Annotated in this window: 20 protein-coding genes; 14 read left to right on the forward strand and 6 right to left on the reverse strand. The window is 51.1% G+C overall.

The genetic code is table 11. From position 1 onward, the window contains the following. The first annotated feature begins 17 nt into the window (after nucleotides 1–17). The 14 genes from TH3_RS22950 (at nucleotide 18) to TH3_RS21890 (ending at nucleotide 12,713) form a co-directional block, all read left to right on the forward strand. Nucleotides 18–539 (forward strand): prepilin peptidase, encoded by a 522-nt coding sequence (locus TH3_RS22950; RefSeq protein WP_076519598.1) that lies wholly within the window; start codon nucleotides 18–20, stop codon nucleotides 537–539. A 93-nt stretch (nucleotides 540–632) separates the two neighbouring features. After that, entirely contained in the window at nucleotides 633–944 is a 312-nt protein-coding gene (locus tag TH3_RS21835) for a hypothetical protein (protein ID WP_007091005.1), read from the forward strand. After that, the gene (locus TH3_RS21840) at nucleotides 944–1,876 is read left to right on the forward strand and encodes a TcpQ domain-containing protein (RefSeq protein WP_007091006.1); all 933 of its coding nucleotides are present in this window, start codon (nucleotides 944–946) and stop codon (nucleotides 1,874–1,876) included. Before TH3_RS21835 ends, TH3_RS21840 begins: the two co-directional genes overlap by 1 nt. Then, on the forward strand, nucleotides 1,876–3,507 hold the full coding sequence (locus TH3_RS21845) for a type IVB pilus formation outer membrane protein (protein WP_007091007.1): 1,632 nt from the start codon (nucleotides 1,876–1,878) through the stop codon (nucleotides 3,505–3,507). Before TH3_RS21840 ends, TH3_RS21845 begins: the two co-directional genes overlap by 1 nt. A gap of 55 nt (nucleotides 3,508–3,562) precedes the next feature. Beyond that, nucleotides 3,563–4,999 carry a type 4b pilus protein PilO2 gene (gene pilO2, locus TH3_RS21850; RefSeq protein ID WP_007091008.1) on the forward strand — a complete coding sequence of 479 codons (1,437 nt, stop codon included), beginning with the start codon at nucleotides 3,563–3,565 and terminating at the stop codon, nucleotides 4,997–4,999. Nucleotides 5,000–5,027: 28 nt separating this feature from the next. Next, a complete protein-coding gene (locus TH3_RS21855) occupies nucleotides 5,028–5,726 on the forward strand; it encodes a hypothetical protein (RefSeq protein ID WP_007091009.1) in 699 nt (232 codons plus the stop codon). A 24-nt stretch (nucleotides 5,727–5,750) separates the two neighbouring features. Next, the gene (locus TH3_RS21860; RefSeq protein ID WP_007091010.1) at nucleotides 5,751–7,514 is read left to right on the forward strand and encodes an ATPase, T2SS/T4P/T4SS family; all 1,764 of its coding nucleotides are present in this window, start codon (nucleotides 5,751–5,753) and stop codon (nucleotides 7,512–7,514) included. Between the two features lie 101 nt (nucleotides 7,515–7,615). After that, the gene (locus tag TH3_RS21865) at nucleotides 7,616–8,701 is read left to right on the forward strand and encodes a type II secretion system F family protein (RefSeq protein ID WP_139328225.1); all 1,086 of its coding nucleotides are present in this window, start codon (nucleotides 7,616–7,618) and stop codon (nucleotides 8,699–8,701) included. 84 nt (nucleotides 8,702–8,785) lie between these two features. Beyond that, entirely contained in the window at nucleotides 8,786–9,361 is a 576-nt protein-coding gene (locus TH3_RS21870; protein ID WP_007091012.1) for a type 4 pilus major pilin, read from the forward strand. Between the two features lie 40 nt (nucleotides 9,362–9,401). Next, the gene (locus TH3_RS21875) at nucleotides 9,402–9,953 is read left to right on the forward strand and encodes a hypothetical protein (protein ID WP_007091013.1); all 552 of its coding nucleotides are present in this window, start codon (nucleotides 9,402–9,404) and stop codon (nucleotides 9,951–9,953) included. Nucleotides 9,954–10,040: 87 nt separating this feature from the next. Then, nucleotides 10,041–11,078 (forward strand): hypothetical protein, encoded by a 1,038-nt coding sequence (locus tag TH3_RS21880; protein ID WP_040109973.1) that lies wholly within the window; start codon nucleotides 10,041–10,043, stop codon nucleotides 11,076–11,078. A gap of 89 nt (nucleotides 11,079–11,167) precedes the next feature. Then, nucleotides 11,168–11,752, forward strand: a complete 585-nt coding sequence (locus TH3_RS21885) for a hypothetical protein (RefSeq protein ID WP_007091015.1) — start codon at nucleotides 11,168–11,170, stop codon at nucleotides 11,750–11,752. A gap of 435 nt (nucleotides 11,753–12,187) precedes the next feature. Beyond that, nucleotides 12,188–12,412, forward strand: a complete 225-nt coding sequence (locus TH3_RS22955; RefSeq protein WP_139328226.1) for a hypothetical protein — start codon at nucleotides 12,188–12,190, stop codon at nucleotides 12,410–12,412. Further along, nucleotides 12,381–12,713 (forward strand): hypothetical protein, encoded by a 333-nt coding sequence (locus TH3_RS21890; protein ID WP_139328227.1) that lies wholly within the window; start codon nucleotides 12,381–12,383, stop codon nucleotides 12,711–12,713. Before TH3_RS22955 ends, TH3_RS21890 begins: the two co-directional genes overlap by 32 nt. 112 nt (nucleotides 12,714–12,825) lie before the next feature. On the opposite strand, the gene TH3_RS21895 is transcribed toward TH3_RS21890, so the two are convergent. The 6 genes from TH3_RS21895 to TH3_RS21920 all read right to left on the reverse strand — a co-directional run bounded on the left by TH3_RS21895 (nucleotide 12,826) and on the right by TH3_RS21920 (nucleotide 21,655). Then, nucleotides 12,826–13,641 (reverse strand): hypothetical protein, encoded by an 816-nt coding sequence (locus tag TH3_RS21895; RefSeq protein WP_007091017.1) that lies wholly within the window; start codon nucleotides 13,639–13,641, stop codon nucleotides 12,826–12,828. An 82-nt stretch (nucleotides 13,642–13,723) separates the two neighbouring features. Continuing rightward, complete coding sequence (locus TH3_RS21900) at nucleotides 13,724–14,347, reverse strand: DUF7007 domain-containing protein (protein WP_007091018.1); 624 nt, start codon at nucleotides 14,345–14,347, stop codon at nucleotides 13,724–13,726. Nucleotides 14,348–14,467: 120 nt separating this feature from the next. Beyond that, on the reverse strand, nucleotides 14,468–18,298 hold the full coding sequence (locus TH3_RS21905; protein WP_139328228.1) for a type IV secretion system DNA-binding domain-containing protein: 3,831 nt from the start codon (nucleotides 18,296–18,298) through the stop codon (nucleotides 14,468–14,470). A gap of 83 nt (nucleotides 18,299–18,381) precedes the next feature. Beyond that, the gene (locus TH3_RS21910) at nucleotides 18,382–20,019 is read right to left on the reverse strand and encodes a secretion/conjugation apparatus DotM-related subunit (RefSeq protein ID WP_007091020.1); all 1,638 of its coding nucleotides are present in this window, start codon (nucleotides 20,017–20,019) and stop codon (nucleotides 18,382–18,384) included. Continuing rightward, the gene (locus TH3_RS22550) at nucleotides 20,019–20,807 is read right to left on the reverse strand and encodes a lytic transglycosylase domain-containing protein (RefSeq protein WP_007091021.1); all 789 of its coding nucleotides are present in this window, start codon (nucleotides 20,805–20,807) and stop codon (nucleotides 20,019–20,021) included. Before TH3_RS22550 ends, TH3_RS21910 begins: the two co-directional genes overlap by 1 nt. After that, nucleotides 20,807–21,655 (reverse strand): hypothetical protein, encoded by an 849-nt coding sequence (locus tag TH3_RS21920; protein ID WP_007091022.1) that lies wholly within the window; start codon nucleotides 21,653–21,655, stop codon nucleotides 20,807–20,809. The genes TH3_RS22550 and TH3_RS21920 overlap by 1 nt, the downstream gene beginning before the upstream one ends. Between the last annotated feature and the right edge of the window lie 46 nt (nucleotides 21,656–21,701).

Raw genomic sequence — 21,701 nt, forward strand, 5'->3', positions numbered from 1 at the left:
GACAGGAAAACACAGGAATGAATGACACTGTATGGGAAATTAGCGGGTATGTGTGGAGCATAACGTCTTTGGGGTGCTGGCTATACATTGCAATTGTTGACTGGCGAGAGCATCACATTCAACGCACACCATCAGCTATCGCAATAAGCCTTGGTGCACTGACAGCCATACTCCCCAGCAGCACAGTTGTTTTGGCATCAATCACAAATCAGCCGGCTGACATGTTCTTTGGGTTCGTTCTTGGCGGCTTGGCCTATTACCTTGCCCTGGGATTTGGATACGAAATCACCAGTGATCGCATTATTGGTCGCGGGGACCGGGATATTCTTTTCGCTGCGGGTGCCACATGCGGCGCATCACACTTGCTTTACGCACTACTCCCCACAATGGCGGTCTATATTGTCATTGTTGGCGCAATCAAAAAATCTTCGGCGAGGTCTGGAAATGTTGACGATGCCGCGGGATTGCCACTGGCACCGGGTATTGCCGCGAGCGTCGCAATCGGCTTGATCGCGCCTGAAATATTGCCGCACTTCTAAAAATACAAAAAACTGAACATCTACAAAAAACTTCCCCAATACAAAAAAGCGATTCTGTATAGTGGAGACTAAGCTGTAAGGACGAGTGATTTCATGTTGGATAAGACCGGAATGACATCTTCAAGAACCAACACCATGACCAACTCATTTAATCCGCGTCAGTCTGACATGAACGACGAAGGCGCGGTACTGGCCAGACAACGGAAGAACGGGACCCGCAGTCGGCAAGAACGCCGACCGATCACGCTCTATCTCCGTCCGGGCGACCAGGTGGAAGCCAAAATTATTGCCGAATTCAATAATCACGCACATGGGCAAGAATATTTGCGCGAGCTGATCTCCCTTGGTTTCAAAACAAAACATCCGGAAATATTCAAAATACAGTCCGAGGGGGAGCAAGTTTGATGACATCAAAACGAATTGCCGCCGCATTATTCGCATCGTCAGCGGCATTGATCACAGCCGGATCCTCTCACGCAGCATTCTTGTGGGAACAGAGTGATCCGGCTCCCAAGAAGGAATTGCCTGCTCCGTCGATCACGGAACTGGGCAGCATTCCCGTCAATGAAAACAATCCGCAAAGCGAAATGTCCGGCTTGGACGGCAAACCGGTTTCTCTGATTGCGGCACCTAAAGCATCCCTTGATGACGCATTTTACCGGGGTTTTGGCACTGATCTGCCTCTTTCCATGGCGCTCGCACAGATTCCGCCATCTGGCGTGACCGTTGAACCTGGATACGGGGTTGACGTAAATCAGCAGGTCAGCTGGACAGGCAACAAGCATTGGAAGGTTGCCCTTGAAGAGGCTGCCGGACCAACCCTTTCCCTCAGCAAGCTATCTGAAAACCTGTATCTACTGGCGCGTCGCCCGGATACGCAGGTTGCGATGGAAACCATCAAGTCAGAGCCTCTGATAGCGCCAACGGAAGCACCTGTGACGAATGTTCCGGTTGCCGACGCGCCTTTGAAGCCAGAAAATCCATTCGACGGAGTTGTTTTCAGCGACGAAGTCGAAATTCCAAAGATCGAGGCGTGCCCGGATTGGATTGGCGATCCCGGCCCGCGCAGGACGTGGCAAGCCGAAGCAGGCCAAACCCTTGAAGAAGTCTTGCGCGATTGGACTGCAATTGGTGCAGCAACACCCTGGACACTGATCTGGAACACCAATCGGATTTATCCAATCAAAGCCAGCGCCGAATTTGAAGGTTATTTCTGTGAGGCACTTAGCCTGATCACTGCAGCCTTCACAAGCGACAACCACCCGATCCGGGCGAACGGCGCTCAGCGAAACAAGGTTCTCGTGATTTCAACGCTCGATGACATGGAAGCCAACTGATGATGCTTAACTGGCTACACCCTTCAAAAGTTCCGGCTCTTTGCTTCGCGGGCATTCTTGCTTTGGGCGGATGCAGCCTTAATCGCGATGCGACAGATGAAATTTCTTCCTACAGCAAGGAAATCACTCCAATGCTGGAAGAAAGTAAAGTCGCTGGCCCTGTAAAAAATACCAAGACGCTCAGTTTCAGTGATGAATACTGGCTTGGGGGCGACAGTTTTGTTGCGCGCCGCGGCGATCCCATTCCATCCATCAACATCGGTGTTCGCTCACACGATCCGATAACGCTTCACGATCTGGCTGGCATCATCAACGATGAAACGCGAATTGCTACCTATGTTGATACCTCCGGTCCGGACGGCGAAAGCACCGAAACAACAACGACACCCGATAGCACTTTGTATGCAACCGATACAGGCGCATCAACACTAGGTTTCGGATCGCCCAGCCAAGAATCGACCATCGGCAGCACCGCGTACCCGGTGAATTATGAGGGACCGCTACAGGGACTTCTTGATTTTGCGACAGCGCGTTGGTCCGTTGATTCCGAGTATGTCGACGGAAGAATTCGCTTCTACAAATTTGCCACCCGAACATTCCAGTTTGAAGTGCTCCCAAGCGAGTCCAGCATGAGCACTGACATGGGGATGGATACCGGTTCCGAGAGCGATTCAGACACCGGGGGATCTTCTTCCGCCATCTCTCAGAAGGTCAGTTCGAAATTCACTATGGACGGATGGGCCGGCATTGAAGAGGGGTTGCGCTCTATCGTACCTGAAGGATCGCGCTACTCCATGAACTCTTACACAGGCACGATCACCGTTACTGCACCGAACTGGGCGATGCGTCGCGTCGAAGAATTCATCAATGCCCAAAACAAGATTATGCGACGCATGGTCGGCATCACGGTAAAGATCATGACGGTTACTCTCGATCGGTCGAATGATTACGGGCTGAACATGGAGGCCGTGTTTGCAAACTCTAAATCGCTCGGTCTCAATCTTGTGTCCCCAACTGCTGGCGCATTCGAAAACGCAGGATCACTGACAGCAAATGTCTTGTCAGGCGGGATGTCAGGGTCTGAGGCACTGGTCCGCGCTCTCTCCACTCAGGGGCATGTTGCAATGGTCGATGAGGCCAGCGTGACCGTCATCAACAATACCGTCGGACCGATCAATATGCTTCGGCAGACCGGCTATCTCAAAAGCTCTGGTACAACGACATCCGGTGACTCCACGACAACTTCGCTTGAGCAGGGGACAACCACAACCGGTCTTTCTATCGCGCTTTTGCCTCGTGTGTTTGAAGACGGTCGAGTTCTGCTCAACGCTTCCATCCAGATCGCGGCACTTCGAAATCTCGACACGGTCAGTTCTGGCGATGCAGAAATCCAGACACCGGATATCGATATTCGAGGCTTCCAGCAAATTGCATCGGTTAATTCCGGACAAACAATGGTTTTGACGGGGCTTGGCCGGTACACCGTTCGCCGAGATCAATCCGGGGTTGGATCACCAGAATTTGTGTTGCTGGGAGGGGCTGATCAGGCTGCGCGGAACCGAACCCAGATCATTATCACTATCACACCTCATGTCCTGTCTCATGGAAACGTGAAAACAGCATTGAACTGATCTAGGCGGCCACAAGTCTGTGATTGGCTTGTGGCCCTTACCCCGGGGTGGAAACATGCATAACGATCTGGAAGATGGCATGGCGACAAGATACACATCAGATCAGGACGACCCACTCACTGCTGATGCGCGCGAGAGAATAGGCGTCATTGACGAAAGTGAAACTCCTTCGTCAGGCGCCACACTGGAACTTGCAGGGCTAAATTGGGCTATTGGACTTGAATGGCAGGTATCTGACAACCAGAAATCATCTTTGCGAGAAGCCCGGTCCGAAGCAAGAATTCTGGCGACTGATCCGAAATTTAATTACGACGCAGATCTTATTTGCGTGGCGAGCACATCCAAGGGCATTCGCCAATTCGGATTTGGCAATACTGAGCGAGGACATACATCGGGGCAGGCGGCGCTCGCTCCCATTATTGCCTTTCGTCTTGATCAGGATGGCGGCAACGTTATCGCAGTCATCAAAATTGATCAAAACTCAAACAATCCTCGCTGGTGGATCGTCGCTGTTGTTAACGGCGGCATTTATGCCGACACATTGGCTGCAGACGAAGCTGAAGCACACAAAGTATGCCAAGGCCTTGCCAATGATGCGATCATGTTATGGAAGGACATCCATGCGCCTCTGCATTGGGGATTTGGTCAGCATGCCGAGTGGACGGTTGAAAGCATTGCTTACCTGCCAGAGAACTCGCTCGACGTCCCTGTCACGTTGCAACCGGTATACGGCGTAGCTTGGTATTTAAGTCACTATCTCGGTGCAAACGGCGGGAGGTTCGACAAGAAACAGATTGGCATGGCCTGTGCCGCTTTCCTCCTATTGGGCGGAATGTATGGGTATTCCTGGTATCAGGATTATCTTGAAGAACAGCGTTTTGAAGAACTGCGGCGGGCGGCAGAACTGCGGGCCCAGGGAAAGGCGACGCCCTTGGCACCTGTGCGCGATCCAGTATGGGCTAAGAAGCCGCTTCCTTCAGAAGTAATAGCTAACTGCATGTCTGGGGTTAGCGCAATGTGGCAAAAAGCACCGGGATGGGATCAGAAAAAAATAATCTGCGGCGAAGCGACCGTCACAGCAGAATTCGCAAAGGAAACGGGAAGCATCAGCGGACTGGTTGAGGTCGCGAATACACGGGACTGGCCCGCACCCAGCTTCGATGATGCGGGCTCCAATGCGAGCATCACCATTGCATTGCCCCAACTGAAAGAACGAGGGCCGGAAGCTTTGCTGCCACCTGAATTCGTTAAGCCGGTCGTCGCTGATTTCTTCCAAAGAAGCGGGCATACAATAACAGCATCGGAGCAACCGGGCTTTTTTGAATTGACGTGGCAAACCGTCACTCTTCCTGCCGACTGGGCCTCCGCGCTGGACGTTCTGCCTGGCACAACCATCAACCGTATTGAATTCGACCCCATGAGCAATGTGTGGGGCTTCAATGCATTCGTCTACGCCTGGCAACCGCCTCCGCCACCTCCAGAAACGTCATGACCCCGGACAATCTGAGGTGAGCCATAAAATGCAGCAGGAACCCGACATGTTTACCACAAAGCCAAAAAAATCGATCTCCGTTTTTGCTTTTTCCGTCCTGACAATCTTATCAGGTAGTGCCTTCGCTCAGGGTGCCGGCAGCGAGGCCGTGTCCACTCAGAACAATAGACTGAACTCCGAAAAAGCGGCCACAACGTTCACTGAGGCAATGGACATTGCAGGAAAGATGCAACTGACCGGGGCGGCAGCAGAGTTGAACGAATTGAGCCGAAAACTTCACAAAACCGAGCTGGAGGTGCGCCTTCTAGAACTGGAGAAGGACCGATTGGAAGCGCAGCAGGGTAAACAGATGGCAATGCAAAACCTGCAGGCGAGCATGATGACGCCTATCAGCCCTCAGGGGACAACAGATGTCGTTAACGCCCTTCCTTCTCTTCCCGCCAACAAGGGAAATCCTGCCGGTGACGAGACGCAATCCGACAATACCGATCCCGAAAAGAAGGAAGACGCTTTCGAACACTCGCCACTGCCGATGGTACGCCTGATCAGTGGCACTGAGGATAAGTATCGGGCCATCATCTCCAAATCGAACGGATCACCTGCAACGGTTCACGTCGGCGACAAAATCGGCACCTGGACAGTAAGCCGTATTGATACATCCGGTGTCGAAGTAGTTGGCGGCGACAAGAAAAAGACAGTCGAGCACCTCTCTTTTACGGCCGACTAATTGCACCCACAGGTGACCTCTATCATGAACCAACCAAATGTAAGTCTCGAACGGATGCAGCCTAGCCAAACTGTTGTATCACTCACAACAAATACTGCCCGACAGCAAACCCGTCATGAGAATAGCGGAACAGCTATCTCTAAAGCCGATCAGGATATGCTTGACGGACTTTTGCAGGGCGCTACCAGCATCCTTTCTGATGATCCTGACATTTGCAAAGTGCCGGATGTTCTGCAGGAAGGGCTTTTGCTGCTCGATAATGGCTGCTTGCTCGTAACTGAGAACGTTCAGGGTACGGCAGAGTTACCGAGCTTTATCAAGCTCATCGAGCGCAGTTCGTCAATTTCGGTCACCAAGAAACAGTATATCCCCAGCACCGGCATCCACTATATACGCCAAAAGCTGGGTACGTTCGAAGATGATGAGACTGCCGCATCCGCCGTTGAAACGGTTGAAGCCGAGAAGCTTTTTTACGAACTGATCAAGGTGACGGCCGATCACGGTGCGTCGGATATTCACTATTCCGTCTATGGCCGGAAGGTTTCTGTTGAGGTTCGAAATAATGGCCGAAAAAGACCGGTGGTTGTCAAAGCCCTGAAAGCTGAGCGCGCGAAACAATTCATGGCCGCTGTTTACGGTATGTCCGACAGCAAAGGGGAGTTCAACCCGCGCCGCCATCAGGAAGGCAACGTTCGAATTGAAAAGATCAAAGACCCTCAACTAAGGGAAGCTCTCAAGGGCTACGTGTCAGCTCGATTGAACTTTCTACCCGTGATCGGCAATGGCATCCATATGGTGATCCGGCTGAATGGCAAGCACAAGCGCATCAACTCATTTACCGAAATCGGCTTTTCCGAACGACAGGCCACTCAGCTGGATCGCATCACGACGAACCCGGGCGGGTATGTCGTCATAGGTGGACCTGTAAACAGCGGTAAATCTCGTACTCTGGCCGCGCTGGTACAGCGGCGCGGGGATCGCAACATCAACGAAAATGGTGCGCGCGAAACAAGCCAGCTATCCCTTGAAGATCCTCCCGAATTATTTGTGGACGGTTTGCTTCCCCTGGACGTGATGGCTGAAGAGGACGGTGAGGACGCCTCAGACAAGAAACTGCATGAAACAATGCGCGGTCTGAATCGGTCCGACTATGACGACGCCATCCTTGGTGAGGTGCGAGATGGCGTTATGGCCCAACGCGTTCTTGAAATCGCCATGTCAGGCAGATTTGTGGCATCCACTGTCCATGCCACAAACGGGATCATGGTATTTAGCCGGCTTGAGCAATTGTTACAGCGATATCGTGGTCTGGGAGCCTCATTCGAAGATCTATATGAGCAGGCAAACATCGCCGCGGTAATGAGTCAACGCCTGCTGCCCAGAGTTTGCCCACATTGCGCAAGAACACTTAACCAGATTGAAAATGATGAACTGCGCCTGAACATCACCAGTCGCTTGCTGCGTGTAATCACATTTGATCCGAACGTCAAACTCCTCTTCCGCGGCCCCGGTTGCAAACATTGTGACGAAGGATATTCCGGGCGAGAGCTTGTTGCGGAAATAATTCGCCCAGATCAGAAATTTCTTGAGCTTCTGAAGAAAAAACAGACACACGAAGCCCGGGAATACTGGATGAACTCCCTCAACGGCGAGCCAATGATCCTCCAGGCGTACCAGAAAATGACAGACGGATTGATCGATCCGACAGATGTGGAGCGCACATTTGGATACTTCGATGAAATCTCGAACCCACGCCCCGCTCACAACGACACTGGTGATGGACTGTGACGATTAAATCCAACAGGTCGGGTCGGCGCCTCCCTCAAGGTAGACGCACCAAACATCAGACCACCTCACATTTTTTGGCGAAGATCAGAAAAAAGATACTCGTGAGCAGAATTGGCTCGAAAGGGCGGCGAAATTTTTATCGCAAGCTTTCTTTTCGGATGAAGCAGGGCCTGAAAAGCCACGAGGCCGTGCATTCCCTGCTTAAAGATCGACTGGCATCGACAGCATCGACACATGAAGCGCGAATAAAAGATATTGCGAAGCGGCGGAAATCACCGATCGCTATCATGCTTCAAGAGGTCGAGATTAAACTGCTCAATACCGCAAATATTGGTATCGCTCTTGAAGGATGGGTCCCTGAATCTGATCTGCTTATCCTGAGAGCTGGCGACCAGGCAAAAACATTGCCTGACACCCTCACTGAGCTCAATAAAATCAATCTCAATCTCAGATCCGTTGAGAAGAAGGCGAAAATGGCGGCCCTGCAACCAATTGGCCTGTTTGTAATTGGCGTATTGGCCCTCATTGCGATGTCAGCCCAAATTGGACCGATGATCATCGATATTAGCGGTGATAAGGGCCTTACACTTGCGCAATCAACCATGCTTTCAGTCTCGAACTTCTCTCAAACCTGGTATATGGAAATCATCATTCTAGCCATCTGTGTCATCTCCCTTGCCACAGGCACGTTACATCGCCATTGGGGACGGTTTGAACACATTCGGGTCAGATTGGACCGTATCCCGCCATGGTCACTATATCGCAAGATCATCGGCATCAGGTTTATTGCCACTCTGACCCTGATGCTGAAAAACCGAATGATGCAGCATGCCATGCAGGAAATCCGTGATCACAGCAAGAATGCCTGGCTCAATTACCGACTGGATAAAGCTATCCCATATGTCCGAGATGGCAAAAACCTTGGCCAAGCGCTTCGACTAAGCAGTATGGAATTTCCGGACCGGGAGATCGTTGACGAGCTTGTGACCCTATCTGATGGCGATAAACCTGAAGAGGTAGTTGAGGTGATCTACAATGAGTGGATGGAAAACCTTAGCGAAGAAATCGACGCCCAGGCGACTATTATTACGCGGGCTTCCGGCCTCATTCTGTTTGTCGTTGCCGTTCTGATCATGCTGGCCATGAAAGACACCTTCTCAGGCATCACTGACGGACTACCGATGTAAGAAACTCATATTTCTGCCCACGGAAAAATCTCAGTTCTTTATAATTCTGCATAGACTATCTCATACAGTACAACGAGGATCATTATGCTTGTCCTGAAACGCCCCCCCCTAACCAAACCGATCATTCAGTCTGAGGCCAAAGTAGATTTGCGACGGGCCGGCTGGGGGATTGGCAGCTTCCTTCTGGCAGCCATTCTTGCGGCAGGGGTCGCAGCATTCGGCTATGACCAGTTCAAACGCGCCGAGACGAACGGCCAGGTTACCCAGTTCCGCAGTCAGATGACCGAGCTTCCGGCAAACATCACGTCAATTTATGGAAGTCAGCGCAACTATGCCGGCCTTTCCGCCACCATTTTGATCAACAATGGCGCGATCCCGGAAAAATGGCAAAACGCAGCCGGTGACGGAATTGTCCATGTCGGCGGCGGTGCGGTTGGCGTGGCACCTGCGACAACAACACAGGCAGGCTTCGTTCTCCGGTTTACGGATTTGCCGCAGGCAATGTGCCGCAGTGCTGTTGCTGATGGCCTTGGAGCTGTCGGCTATCAGGGAAGCGCGACCGCGTCGGGTGTTGTTGATGAAGACACCATCGGCCCCTCAGCCTCAGCAACACTCTGCGCGAACAATCTGAACCAGATCACCGCAACGTTTCTAAAATAAATGAACTGGTTGTGACCGATAAGTTGAAGAGACAGACATCATGACATCGTTCTTAGCTATAATCGTCGGCACGGCAATTTTGATGTCTGTCCTTTTTGGCTCTGAACCAAGGGCAGTACCGGTATTGGACGCACCAGCCGCCCAACAGGTCACGCCGAGAAACTCTACGAGAGCAGCTTACGGCGAGATGGTCGCCTATCAGCTGCTCTTCTATAGTCAGGCGGCAATAAGCGCAGCAAAGACAAGGGCCTCATGTGACAATGCTGTCTGCAACTTGAGCCTTTCGGACAGCGACGTTCAAGCTGCCCTTAATGACATATTTTCAGATCTGGATGATTTTAGCGGCGAAGACGGATTTGCCTCGTCAACCAGCTTGGCAGGGGGCAATTGGTATGTCGTTTCCTGGGCAATTGGAAATAGAGAACTTCAAGCCGCGATCCGGGCAAACATCATGAATATGAACGTTTCAAATTCCATGATCGGAACTGTGCAGGACGATGGAACGATTGAGTTGATGAATGGGTCGAATTTTGGCGGCACGGCACCTGCTGGCGCTACTGAAGGAACAACGGTCAGGATCGGGTTCAAGTAAATGCACTTCTCACTATCAGCTTTTCATCTACGAAAATCGCGCCCCTTTGCCCGAATTCGTCAAGAGCACAAGAACCAGAGCGGATTTATGACGCTTGACGTTATCTTTGGCTTGATACTGATCGCGGGCATTTTCAACATCATTTACGATGCGGGCAAATACTATCATCAAAAAGGCGAAGCCGCGCGAGCAGGTGAAGATTTGGCTTATGTCCTTGATGGCGTCACTCAATATTTTCGCGACAGCGCCAATTTTGATGCCGCACTGACTGCTGCTCGGGCGGATGCTGATGCCATGACAGAAATTGATCTGGATGACGTCATTTCAGGCGGATACCTCCCAAGCGGCACGGCAGACTTTAACAATTATGGTCAGGATTACAGGATATACGCCCGTAACCCGGCTGCGCACCCGGATGGACTGGAAGTTGTTCTTCTGACGGAGGGAGGCTCACCAATTCCATCACCAGTCATTGGAAATGCAGCGATGTTCGCAGGTGTCCGAGGCGGGTTCATAGGTGGAAGCGGATACCTGCCAGATGAGGGGATCGCGCAAGGAAGCTCAGGCTGGACTGTCGACTTGGAAACAAACTATCCAGATGCAGTCCCGACAGGTGGTGCAGATGAAATGGCGGGGCGGCTCGCTGGGCTTGTCTGGTTTAACGGGCAAGGTGGGGTCGGGGACTTTCTTGCCCGAATGCCATCGAGCGACCAGGAGGCCAACACCATGCGTACCGACCTGATTATGGGAAACAACAGCATATACGATGCGTATCTCGTATCTGCAAACGACATGGTTGTCCGCGGCAAAACATACCAGGGTGTTTATAAATTCGCCTCTGAAGCGGTTCATGACGTCTTTCTTGCTACCGGCAACCAGTTGATTGATAAGCCAGTTTGTCCCAGTTCAATGGTTCCAAAGATCTTCACGTCAATTTCTATGTTCCAGTCAAGCACAGGATCTGGCGCTGTCATGTCAGGAACGCGCTCGTATGCGGAAGACATTAGCGCAACCCAGTGGCAGGTGAAAATTCAGGTATTGAGCGAGGATGATCGAACCTGGACGGACGTGTCCAATATTGATCGGGCATCCGCTACGGTTATGATTAAATGCGGCTTGCCATAAGCCTCACATCCCGCCGAGCTATAATTGGTAACGAGCTAATCCGGTAACATATGGGTGAAACGATTAATATCACTTGGTAAGGTCCAGTTATGAGCAACCCAAATACAATACAAAAGGAAGTGACCGTATTCGTGGCACTCAATCGCCCTTGTTACGGGACCATCGAACTTGAACTCCCCTCCAACGCTACCGCACAGGACGTTATCGACGCTGTAACGCATGAACAGGTTGAAGACGTTGTCTCACATAAAATCAATGGCGAGCATTTCGATTTCAGGATACTTGAAGCTGTCTCAGGGGATGAGTTTCTGATCGACAACGAAACCCTGCTCGACCAACCAGACCCAGCCTGGTCCATTTTTGCGAGAAGCAACGGCTCAATCAGGGCGTTTGAAATCCATGATCTGGAAGACGTAGAACTTCCGGAAAACCGCTCCTATGAAATCGAGCTTGCCTATGCCGCTTCCGTTTTGATTCAGCGAGAAGCGCGAAACGGCAGACCAATTCAGGAAATATTGCTTTGCACTGCTGGCAGACGTGAAGATATGGGATCGTTCCCTATTATCTCTGGTACCGAAATTGTTGAAGCAATGAAGCAACTGTCTGCTCACACTGTCGATAGCGCGGCCACAATACCGTCTGAAGAACACTCGATATCAAGCATCGCGCCATAGTTTCCAGTTTTCTGACTGATTGCACCAGAAGAAGCTCGCATTTAGCGGGCTTTTTTTATGTGCATTCGATACTTTGCAAAAATGAAATCACAGGCGTTCGCCATTCTGACAAAGTCTTAAACGGAATGTTCACGAGGCCCACACAGAAGGAACACAACACCAATGCGGAACATTCACGGGATTAACACAGAAGCTACACAAGGGCATCACAGTACGTATAAGTTTGGATAAACTGCAAAACCGCACCGGCTTGCGAGACACTCGAAAAGACTTGGATTTCCGCCATTCCAAACGCATGCGTCAAAGCCAGTCACTCAATTGTATCCCGCCACACTCTGAGAATTGACTATCGGCACGCATTATTTTGACACATTAATTCGTGAAATTGGTATCTTATACAGGATATCTCAAAAACTTCGGAACCAAGAGGCAGTTATGCAGGGTCAGAAAATGGCGAAAGTGACAACTGAGGATCATATCGATGCCGCAATCCGTCAGCTAAAGGCAGCAAAAAGTTTGTGCGGAGCTGCTGGCGCTACAATCCATTTGCTGTATGCTCGAACCGCAATCAACCAATCGATCAATGACGTTTCTGCACACGATCATCTCATCAGCGAACCAATTGAAAATGAAACTGGAACAGTTCACCAGATTCCTTGAAATCAGAACTTCAAGGATTGCCGGGATAGTGATTTCGGTGCAGTTTATTGCGGCACTATGTGGGCAAGCCAATGCAACGCAACCACCCGATAGCGTGACATCTGACCAACTGACCTTTCAAGGTGGCACCGATCGCCACAAGGGTAAGAAAGAGATCCCTGCTCCGGAAAGCAAGGATCTAACCTATACAAAACGCCAAACTCTCAAAACCATTCGTGCGAATAGAAATAGCGCGCAACAGAGACTATGCGTGATTTGGGCACGAAGCGTTCACGAGATTCGTGCTTGCTTCGATGAATAACCTTCATGACTCAGAAAAAAGAGGAGGGCACAAAAAATACCCTCCTCTCATAACAAAACGACTCAAAATCGAACGACCAAAATTCAGATAACTATTCTATAGCAATCTGAATTTACCACCATGCCCAGGCGCCCATACACCCTGATTTAACACTATTGGTATGTGCTGGGTAGGACCATCCCGACGACGGAAATCCGACACGCTTATAACCTCGAAAGCTTCCATCAGCATCGGAACCTTGATCGTAATACGTAGCTTTCACGGGTGAGTACCGATTGTAGGTGGTACATACCTTAGTTTCAGTGCTGATTACTTCCCCATCTTCGCGAATAATTTTCCGCGTACCGGCTGCATCTGAAAAGGTGCAATGATAGTTTGCATCATAGACATGCGCGTAATCGTTCAGAGTTCCACATGGCCCCCCCGTGCTGTGCCCAACTTGAACGGGATTTTCATATTTTCGATGAGTCACGCCCCCCCATGTAACCTGGGACTCACACGCTTCTGTTGGCCCATCCATCTTTGTTGTCATGTTGCCATCTTCATCAAGAACTGGCAATTCAGCCTGCACGCCATCTTCTCGTTTGAAAACGGCCTTCAAAACCATTTCCTGTGTTTTAAAGCAATTATTTGCGCCACTCCAAGTCGGATCACCGAATGCGACATAGTAGGGGGTTCCAGTCTGCTTTACTTCAAGTCCAGAACCAGCGAACCTGAAACTTGTATCTGTTGGAACGTAATCCACACTGTCCATTTGCTGGTTAACAGTTGAGGTCGTACCAGCACGATATTTGTCGTTGCACACCTTCACATCGGTCTTGCCGATAAGACATGCGTCATAGTCTGTCATTTCGTCGGCCGACAGCGGAGATACAAAAAGCATCGTAACCGCCATCAGGATTGGGCCGAGATATCCAAATTTCTTCATTATAGAACTCCGAATTATTGGGTTGTCACGAACGGAACAAATCCTGCTTGATGTATTCCTTACAGGTTTAGCGCATAGAAAATCAGCTGAATGACGGACACTCGTCTTTCATATCAATTCCCGCATCGATGTTGTGGTCTGGAAACGATGTTTTGCCTGCAACTTTGATCTCAAGACTGGTAAAGAATTCCGGCAATGCAAAACAGATCAAATTGGCGGTCGAATCATCGGGAAACCATCGACCATCTTCTCCAACTCCCATGTCACGAACGAAAGAGGGCAGGCGTCGCAGCAGTTCGTCAGATAGTTCGTACCCACTGCCTTTAATAGCAAAGACACGGCGAATACCCTCGCCATAATGAATGGCGTGAGAAACCGGCCCCCATGGGGTGTTGAACTTCTCCAGCACAGAACGTCGGCCAAGTTTGATGAATTCAATCGAATGATTGGCCCATTCCGTAACCTGGCTCATACCAGCTTCAGGCGTTAAACCGGAGGCCTCATTAATGACCACATAATCATCTGACCCCGGATCTGCATGACGGACAGAATATCTGCCGGAAGCATCTGGTTTGGCGGAAACGATTACGTGTCCATAATCACCGAAATCACGAGCATATCCGATGACATTGGATTTTCTCGCACCATTACCGGCAACCTCGGGCAGAGGCGTCCATGCATCGGATGAATCTGCATAATATTCCATAGCAGCAATCCTCATATTCACCGCGGCGGCGAATAAATGGCAATCGTCGCCTACATGCCCTTTATGATAGCACCCGATCCTGTTACCTGATTTTTGCACCGTGTTTATGATCATGGATGCTTACACCCACGCATCATCTGAAAAGCCTGGGGACAAGTCAGTGTCTCCTTCTGACGAACCACCCTTATCTGCAGCGCCTTTCTTGGCTTTGTATTTGTTCATCATGCCCAAGGCATCGACAGAACCCGCATCATCGACTGATGTATTTGAGACACTATCTGCGAACATATGCTGGAAATTGCCGGAAACGATCTCACCTGCCTGACCCGCTCCCTGGCCAGTTTCTCCGTCTTCGCCTGATCCGGACGAGCCTGTGCCAGTTTTCGACACCAACGCGCCTATCCGCGCCCGCACGGCATCCCGTGCCGCCTGACCTGACGGCATCAACCGGGCTTTGTCCGATGGGGGAACGGACTTTGAAACGGCGACTGCCACGATCTCGGCCATCTGCTGGCCGGCTTCTTCCGTATTCCGGCCAGAGGCAATCCCAATGTTTCGCAAGTCGTCAGTGACCCGACGGATCGTTTCGGGTGTGTTCCACAATGAAATAGATGCCTTGCGATAAGCGCCAGCCAGCGGATTATCTGAACCGGTCGGAATAAAGTCCTCTATTCCTCCTTCAATTTCAGACGGATCAGTTATCACATCCACGAGAGCTTGAGATTCTTCCGCAGTGAAACCTTCTCCCCCAACCGACTTCCAAGTTTTGAAGGTGTTGAAAAAGCCCTCGGCAACTTCCGATTTCGGATCAATCTTGTCCGACAGATAAGCTTCGATACCATCAGCAATGACATTGCGCAGGCTATGTGCACTCATACGCTCTGTTGATGAAACACGCAGGAAGGCCCGCTCCCCGCCCGCTGTAAGAGACACCCGCATTGCCTCCAGCCCGTATGCCGTCTCACTTATGGACAGATGTGACCGAAGGCGCGAATGAATAAGGTTGCCAGTGCGGATTAAATTGTTGCTCTCGTTCTCATCGTCAGCATAGCCATCACTGATCTGACGATCTTCAAGTGCTGACTGTCGGGCTTCGTCATTGAAATCAACCGCATCAAAAGCCACAACGCCGCTGTCTTCATCTTCCCTAACACGATTGAAGCCCTTTCGACGCGAGATACCGGAATTTATCGGTACGGAACGCGATCGCTCACTCTGCGAAGCAGGGGAATACAAATGGGCATCCGGTGTTGCTCCTTCTGACTTGATGAAATTATCAGAACTCGCGACACTCTCATCCAGGGCAGCCTCAATATTTGCTGTTCCTCCGGAATTTGCGCCATTAGCAGTACCTTTCCCGCTCTCGTCCTCTTTCTTTGCCGCCTTGGCAATTGCCATGCCCATGAAGGTTTTGGCGAAATTTTGCTTAACAGCATCACGCATTACGTTTTTGCGTGTGGGTTCTGACGCTTTGGAAGCAGATGCCCCACCACGAATAGCAGATGCCACGCGAAGAAGCGTTTCATCATCATCCGATCCTGACCGGTTTCTTCGGCCGGCAGTCTGGTTCCCAGTAATACTATCAAGAGCCGGGGGCTGGAATGACACAGGCGATCCTTGCGCTCCACCCTGGGACGAATCTGCGCCCTGTTGCGGCACCGTACCAGCTTGAACCGAGGTTCCAGTTGCATCGGTCGGGGCTTCGATAACCTCGACCTCTTCCGGTGGAGAGACATAAATATCGTCGATATCGCCCACAGGCTTGCTGACAGGGGCCCCTTGTTTGCCTGAAGTATCGACAGGATCCTCTTTCCCCTCACTTCCGATCAGGAGATTCGGCCGGGAGACCGTTTCGCCATCCAGATCTTCGGTAAAGTGATGCCTGTTGGCCCGCCAATCCACACGATCCTCAAAGACCAAAGCAAACAGGGTGGCTGCCGCCCGTTCACACGGGTTTTTATAGCCATCGGAGCGTGCCCAGATGTTCGAAACGTGATCAAGCCCGCTGGATTGCAGGATAGGCGTTACGCGTGAACCAGCATGATGTAGAGCACTGAGGCGCCCGGCAATAGACCAATCAGGGCGAGAAATCCGCGCAGCAATCGCCTCAGATATCGCTGACTTCTGAATGTTGCGCAGTGCATGTTCTGGCGGTCGCACGGTGATAAACCGAGACCTGCGTTGCATCTTCAGGCTAACGAGAGGCACATAGATAACTGATGCGCGCGCAATTGCATCACCATAGACAAGATGGAACTGACCCTCGCGCTGCCCTTTCAAGTCATCAAAAGAGATACGATCGACTTCCTCGATAGACACGTCACCACGGTCCACATTCGACACGCTCAGAGCTCCAGCGCGCTGCGAGTAACCTGCGACACGTCCCACATATGTTCTACCGCCAGACTTCTTGGCCAGATCATATGTGTTCTGCGGGTCCTCTACTTTGCCAAATGCCTTGGTGTTGGTGTTTGCAATAACGGCATTAACTTCCTGCTCAATGCCGTTACCGCCACTGCGCATCGCTTGATCGTCCTGGGCACCAAACCACAAAGAGAAGCCCAAGCTACGCGCCTGCGCGGCCATGACGGCTTTGCCTCGCACAAAATAATAGCCAACTTCATCGAAAATATTGATGATTGGGCTCATGCTTGTCGTTGGGCGGTTGTCGATGATTTCCTGAGTAAAGCCCTCAATCTGGTCACCAAGAGACGTTGCCATCATCCCTTTAAGTAGAGCGACGTTGATTTTGCCAAGGTTGGCAGTTTCATCTGGAGACTTCTCAAGCGAGGGCAAAAGCACAACAAGGATGCGTCGGTTGATCACGATGTCGCTGAGATCGATGTCGCCAACCGGTTTCTGGAAAATGTAGTCGTAGTTGGTCGCAAGGCTACTGAGGATCTTGGTGAACTGCATGAACAGAAAACCATGTTGCTCAAGTGCCTTTCCCTCCTGCTCCTCACCCGCCGCCGCTTTTGACCAGCTGAACCCGGCCAGAGAGTTCAAATAGCGTTGCAATTCCTCGCGCGTTTTTGACGACAAGCGATAGTTCTGAATCAAGGCATGGTTTGGGGAGCCTGCAACACCCATCTCGATCCGCCTGCCATAAAAGGCGGAAACCATAGATTTCAGAGGCATCATCTCAGCGAGAGTGAAAGCGTTGAACAATAAGTGCTTCTGATTGCGAAGATCGACCATCAGCCGGTTCACGGCCGAAGAAAATGCCTGGGCTCGCTGCTGCCACATATCATTTGAACCACCCCCAGGCGGCATCAAACTTTCCAGCATATTGTTGATCATGGATGTTGTGGTGGTAGCAAACGGGTTCACCGTATGACTGTTCCCACCTGTTTCTTTGCCACCCTGCATGAAGTTCAGGATCATGAGGTCATCATCGCGGCCAAAACGCCGTGCAAGACTGCGGATACTACCCCACAATTTAACATCCGCCTTCCCATCCATGAAAATGAAACCCGATGACCAGCAAAGTCCATTCGCGCTTAACCCAAGGAGAAATTCGGTCTTGCCTGATCCGGTCGTGCCGATCATCAGGCCATGGCGCCGGGCATCATCGTTGCTCAGCCAAACTTCATCTCCTGAAACACGATCACGGCCCATATATAGAATACCGCGAGCTTTGTAATACTCTCCTTCGGCGCCAGGCTTTGGATCGTTATAGTCTGTGATATTCGCCGTTGACGGCAGCCGAACCGGTAAGGTCCCACGCAATTTTCGCACACGCAGGCAGAGTAGGGCGCACAACAAAAGAATGAGCTCACTGGCTGCTGGAAAAACAAGAACCGCCAATAGTAGAAATATCGCGACCCCGTCAATATTGCGCGGCTCGCGCCACCAATCACCGAACTTCTGATAGCTGCTCCGGATGTCCCGGTTCAAAGAACTAAAGCGAAGCTCTTGTTGCTTTGTTGGTCCTTGAATTTGGTCGCTCATTTGAAATATCCAGCACAGGCCAAAAGTTTATTCGAGACGGCAGCGAAAAATCGCTATCGCAGAGTAGATTTTAATGAGGGAGCTCACATACCCTTGGCATCAGCCCACTTGTCATAGAAATATTCGACGGTTCCGCGAAGAGCCTGGGCAACTTGCGGGATCTGTAACGGAGCTTCAGTGTCTGTTTCAGCAATCCAATGCGCGTGAATTCCTGCCGCTTCAATGAACGGCTTTGGTCGACCATTACTGTTCAGGACATACCAAAGAGGCCGATCTGCGGCCCTCAGCCAGACAAATTCAGCCGTGGCCATGATTGACCCCTTCTTTTTGGACCAATCATATAAGGAAACCAGAGCAGTTTCCTGAAAAGAGTGGCCGTCACAGATCCGACGACCTTCACGCAGACGATCCACCAGACCAGTCAAACGTTTCCGACGAGCGGCCATATCCTTAGCGCGCGGAAAAATTCCGTCCCGATATGCCTGGAAATCAGTGAAAAGTTTGGGACTGAAAACCCGAAGCAAATACATGGCAGGCGGCACGGCTTTATCCCGTGTCATATACTGCACCTGTTGATCAGGAATACTTGCAATATAAGATGCTGGAGATGCACCATTTGCAAGATTAAACGCGTGCCGGCTCATTTCCATCAAGGGCGTGGCCTGAAGCAACGCTTCATGGAAATGCTCAAGTTTCCATGTCCCTTTGCCCTTGTGCTTGATCCGGACCGCAGTCCAGATTTCGGCTATCTCTAGAAGCATGTTATGACACATGACGCGCTCGACGGCACCGCGATAGAGCATCGCAGCTGCTAGTACTTTTGTATGCGGCGGCAGAACCCCAAATCCGTTCCATGTCGCTTGAAATTGACGGGTTAATGCTGACAAGACCGGCACAAGCAAACAAACGCAGCCAACCAGATGATTGTCATCAATCAGAAAATCTTTACCCCTGTGACGGATAGCACGAGGCGTCGCGCGTAACTCCGGTAGCAATTTTGGACGGTACTGATCGATAAATTTACGGACGGAGGAGGGATCGGCATGGCCTTTTTCGTCAATTGGAATGCGACCGTCTCCCCACGCGACAGCGAGATGGTCAAGGGTGAAGAGCGGCTTGCCTGTCTGATCAGGTGCCGAAATGATGAACAAGGTCATTCCCATGTCGATACCGTTGTATGACAAGGCAACGCCGTTCTGCTCCAGCCATTCTTCCGGGTGCAGCGCCTGAGCGTAAAGTCGCTGCACTTCTTCGTCGCTTTCATCGGCCGGGTTGTCAACAGTGATGGGCAGGATCGTTTTCCATTCGCGCGACTGAACAGAAATCAGATCCTCAAGATTGTTCCCGGTGCCGAACCGACGGAATTTTTTAACAATCCAGGCCGAGCTGTTTGATCGCAGTCGCCAGTAAACCAATGCAAATCCACCAGCTACAACGAAGCTCCAGTATCGCAAGGCTGCTGTGCTCAGTTCGATCAGTGCTACTGGGCTAACCTGATCAGCGGGAGTTGTCGTTATATAGGCCACGGCAGCACGCGCACTTGCCGATACGTTGGTGAAGGCAAGTGCCTGATAATAACGAAGATACATCACATAATACGCGATCGAATCTCCGTAGAAATACCAAACAGCCCATCCAGCGACCGAGAGCGCAGCCCCACCGAAACCGACGCCAAGCATGAGATCCTGACCGCCATCAACCTGATTGTTCTGGCTCGACATTACTTGTTCTCCTTGGAGGACTGCTCGTGATCTAGAGTGCGCGAAGTGTCCTTGTCTAAGACGCTGTAATCGGCAATTCTGACGTAAATCATCCCCCCACCACTTTGCGAAATGACGGGTACGTCATCAGTTTTCTTTTCGGAAATCTCCGAAGTTGCTACATCAGCGATGGGGTCAACGTCCTCTGATGACACATTGTTCTTTGAGGGCGATTTTGTATAAGTCGAGGCAACTTTGACGGATTGCATGTTCCCCCAAGTTTCATCTTGCTCAACACTTGCATCTTCATCGGGCAAGCGGGGAGGGATGTCATCCCGGGTAACGGCCGGCACTAAGCCAATTTGAACCGGTACATCGGGTAGCGGTGCGCCAGAGAGGGCGCCAATCCCGTACAAATCCTCAATCCGGGCCAGCAATTTCCGCATATAAACCTGCTGGACCCTCGGCGTTTTCGAGTGATACCGCCCCACGCCAGTCCAAAAATCCCCGTCTACCTCGGAAATTTTTCCACGCAAATGCCATGCGCCAATAGAAATATTGTAACAGGGATCATTTACCAAACTATCGCGTACAATTTTCTGAGGAACACCCGACCTGCTGGCAATAAGAGGAACATGAATGGTGTTGATCTGCATCGGGCCCAGATCAGATGTCCCGTTGCTGTTTCGCGAAACCGTTCCAACCTTGCCACCTTCAACAGACAGCAGGCTCCAGATTATTGCGGGTGGAAGCTGATAATTTGCCGAGGCCGCCATAACACAGGCCGCAATCACAGAGAGAGCTGACATTAGCCGTGGACCCTGACCAGTGAAACAAGTGTCCCCACGTCATGGGAAGATCGCGTAAGCAGCGTGTTAAGAAAGCCGTCGAGTTCGTCATCGTCAGTCAACTTAAACTCGGATGCCGCAATTGTGTATTGCCGATAGAGCACCTGACCGACAATGGGCAATAATGCCAATGCCGCTTCTTCAGCTGCACGAGCCTCTTCCTGGGTTGCCCCTTTACCTGCTCCACCAAGATCACGCGGGTCCGCGTCCCTAACGAGAGCAAAACCCGTTGAGATTGCTATATCTTGACCCGCAACAAGGATGTCTCGAATGACCTGTGCCCGGCACCGAACAAGAGGAAAGGCAATGGCTTTTGCCAGAACGTCCCCAAATGCCTGAACAATTCTTATTTTCCAAAGGAAATCAGGCGCGAGGTGAGGAAGCGCTGGTGCGTCTAGCGAATATCCACCATCGAGATCAGTTACGGCCTCAACCAAGGGGGCAATCAGCCCCTGTTCCTGAAGGTTCTGCAATCCTCTTCGCTCGGCAGATGCCAACAATCCAGCAGCTGTCTCCAACGCAAGGCGGCGGAGATCTGCATGCTCGATCGCGGTTTCATCCCCACCACATGCCGTGAGGATCTCGTCACCTAAAGACGTACAAGAACCCAAGAGGCTTTGCAGGCGATGGACGAAAACACCAGTCGATCCTTTTGCCGCATTTGCCGCACTTACAAAGACGGGCACCACGCTTGCGACAAGTTCGATCTTTGCCAGAACATTATCCAAATCGCCGCTTCTGAACTTTTTCGAATGGGCGACTTCGCTATCATTTTGTGCGAACGGACTGGCGGGCAAGGTATCTTCCATCAGCATCATCCGATTATGTATTGTGGATTACAAAATACAGACTACC

The sequence above is a fragment of the Thalassospira xiamenensis M-5 = DSM 17429 genome, assembly GCF_000300235.2.
GTDB lineage: Bacteria > Pseudomonadota > Alphaproteobacteria > Rhodospirillales > Thalassospiraceae > Thalassospira > Thalassospira xiamenensis.

Excerpts from the sequence above, each read along its gene's own strand:
- TH3_RS22950 (WP_076519598.1), top strand. The coding sequence starts at position 18 with ATGAATGACACTGTATGGGAAATTAGCGGGTATGTGTGGAGCATAACG.
- TH3_RS21835 (WP_007091005.1), top strand. The coding sequence starts at position 633 with ATGTTGGATAAGACCGGAATGACATCTTCAAGAACCAACACCATGACC.
- TH3_RS21840 (WP_007091006.1), top strand. The coding sequence starts at position 944 with ATGACATCAAAACGAATTGCCGCCGCATTATTCGCATCGTCAGCGGCA.
- TH3_RS21845 (WP_007091007.1), top strand. The coding sequence starts at position 1,876 with ATGATGCTTAACTGGCTACACCCTTCAAAAGTTCCGGCTCTTTGCTTC.
- pilO2 (WP_007091008.1), top strand. The coding sequence starts at position 3,563 with ATGCATAACGATCTGGAAGATGGCATGGCGACAAGATACACATCAGAT.
- TH3_RS21855 (WP_007091009.1), top strand. The coding sequence starts at position 5,028 with ATGCAGCAGGAACCCGACATGTTTACCACAAAGCCAAAAAAATCGATC.
- TH3_RS21860 (WP_007091010.1), top strand. The coding sequence starts at position 5,751 with ATGAACCAACCAAATGTAAGTCTCGAACGGATGCAGCCTAGCCAAACT.
- TH3_RS21870 (WP_007091012.1), top strand. The coding sequence starts at position 8,786 with ATGCTTGTCCTGAAACGCCCCCCCCTAACCAAACCGATCATTCAGTCT.
- TH3_RS21875 (WP_007091013.1), top strand. The coding sequence starts at position 9,402 with ATGACATCGTTCTTAGCTATAATCGTCGGCACGGCAATTTTGATGTCT.
- TH3_RS21880 (WP_040109973.1), top strand. The coding sequence starts at position 10,041 with ATGACGCTTGACGTTATCTTTGGCTTGATACTGATCGCGGGCATTTTC.
- TH3_RS21885 (WP_007091015.1), top strand. The coding sequence starts at position 11,168 with ATGAGCAACCCAAATACAATACAAAAGGAAGTGACCGTATTCGTGGCA.
- TH3_RS22955 (WP_139328226.1), top strand. The coding sequence starts at position 12,188 with ATGCAGGGTCAGAAAATGGCGAAAGTGACAACTGAGGATCATATCGAT.
- TH3_RS21890 (WP_139328227.1), top strand. The coding sequence starts at position 12,381 with ATGAAACTGGAACAGTTCACCAGATTCCTTGAAATCAGAACTTCAAGG.
- TH3_RS21895 (WP_007091017.1), bottom strand. The coding sequence starts at position 13,641 with ATGAAGAAATTTGGATATCTCGGCCCAATCCTGATGGCGGTTACGATG.
- TH3_RS21900 (WP_007091018.1), bottom strand. The coding sequence starts at position 14,347 with ATGGAATATTATGCAGATTCATCCGATGCATGGACGCCTCTGCCCGAG.
- TH3_RS21905 (WP_139328228.1), bottom strand. The coding sequence starts at position 18,298 with ATGAGCGACCAAATTCAAGGACCAACAAAGCAACAAGAGCTTCGCTTT.
- TH3_RS21910 (WP_007091020.1), bottom strand. The coding sequence starts at position 20,019 with ATGTCGAGCCAGAACAATCAGGTTGATGGCGGTCAGGATCTCATGCTT.
- TH3_RS22550 (WP_007091021.1), bottom strand. The coding sequence starts at position 20,807 with ATGTCAGCTCTCTCTGTGATTGCGGCCTGTGTTATGGCGGCCTCGGCA.
- TH3_RS21920 (WP_007091022.1), bottom strand. The coding sequence starts at position 21,655 with ATGGAAGATACCTTGCCCGCCAGTCCGTTCGCACAAAATGATAGCGAA.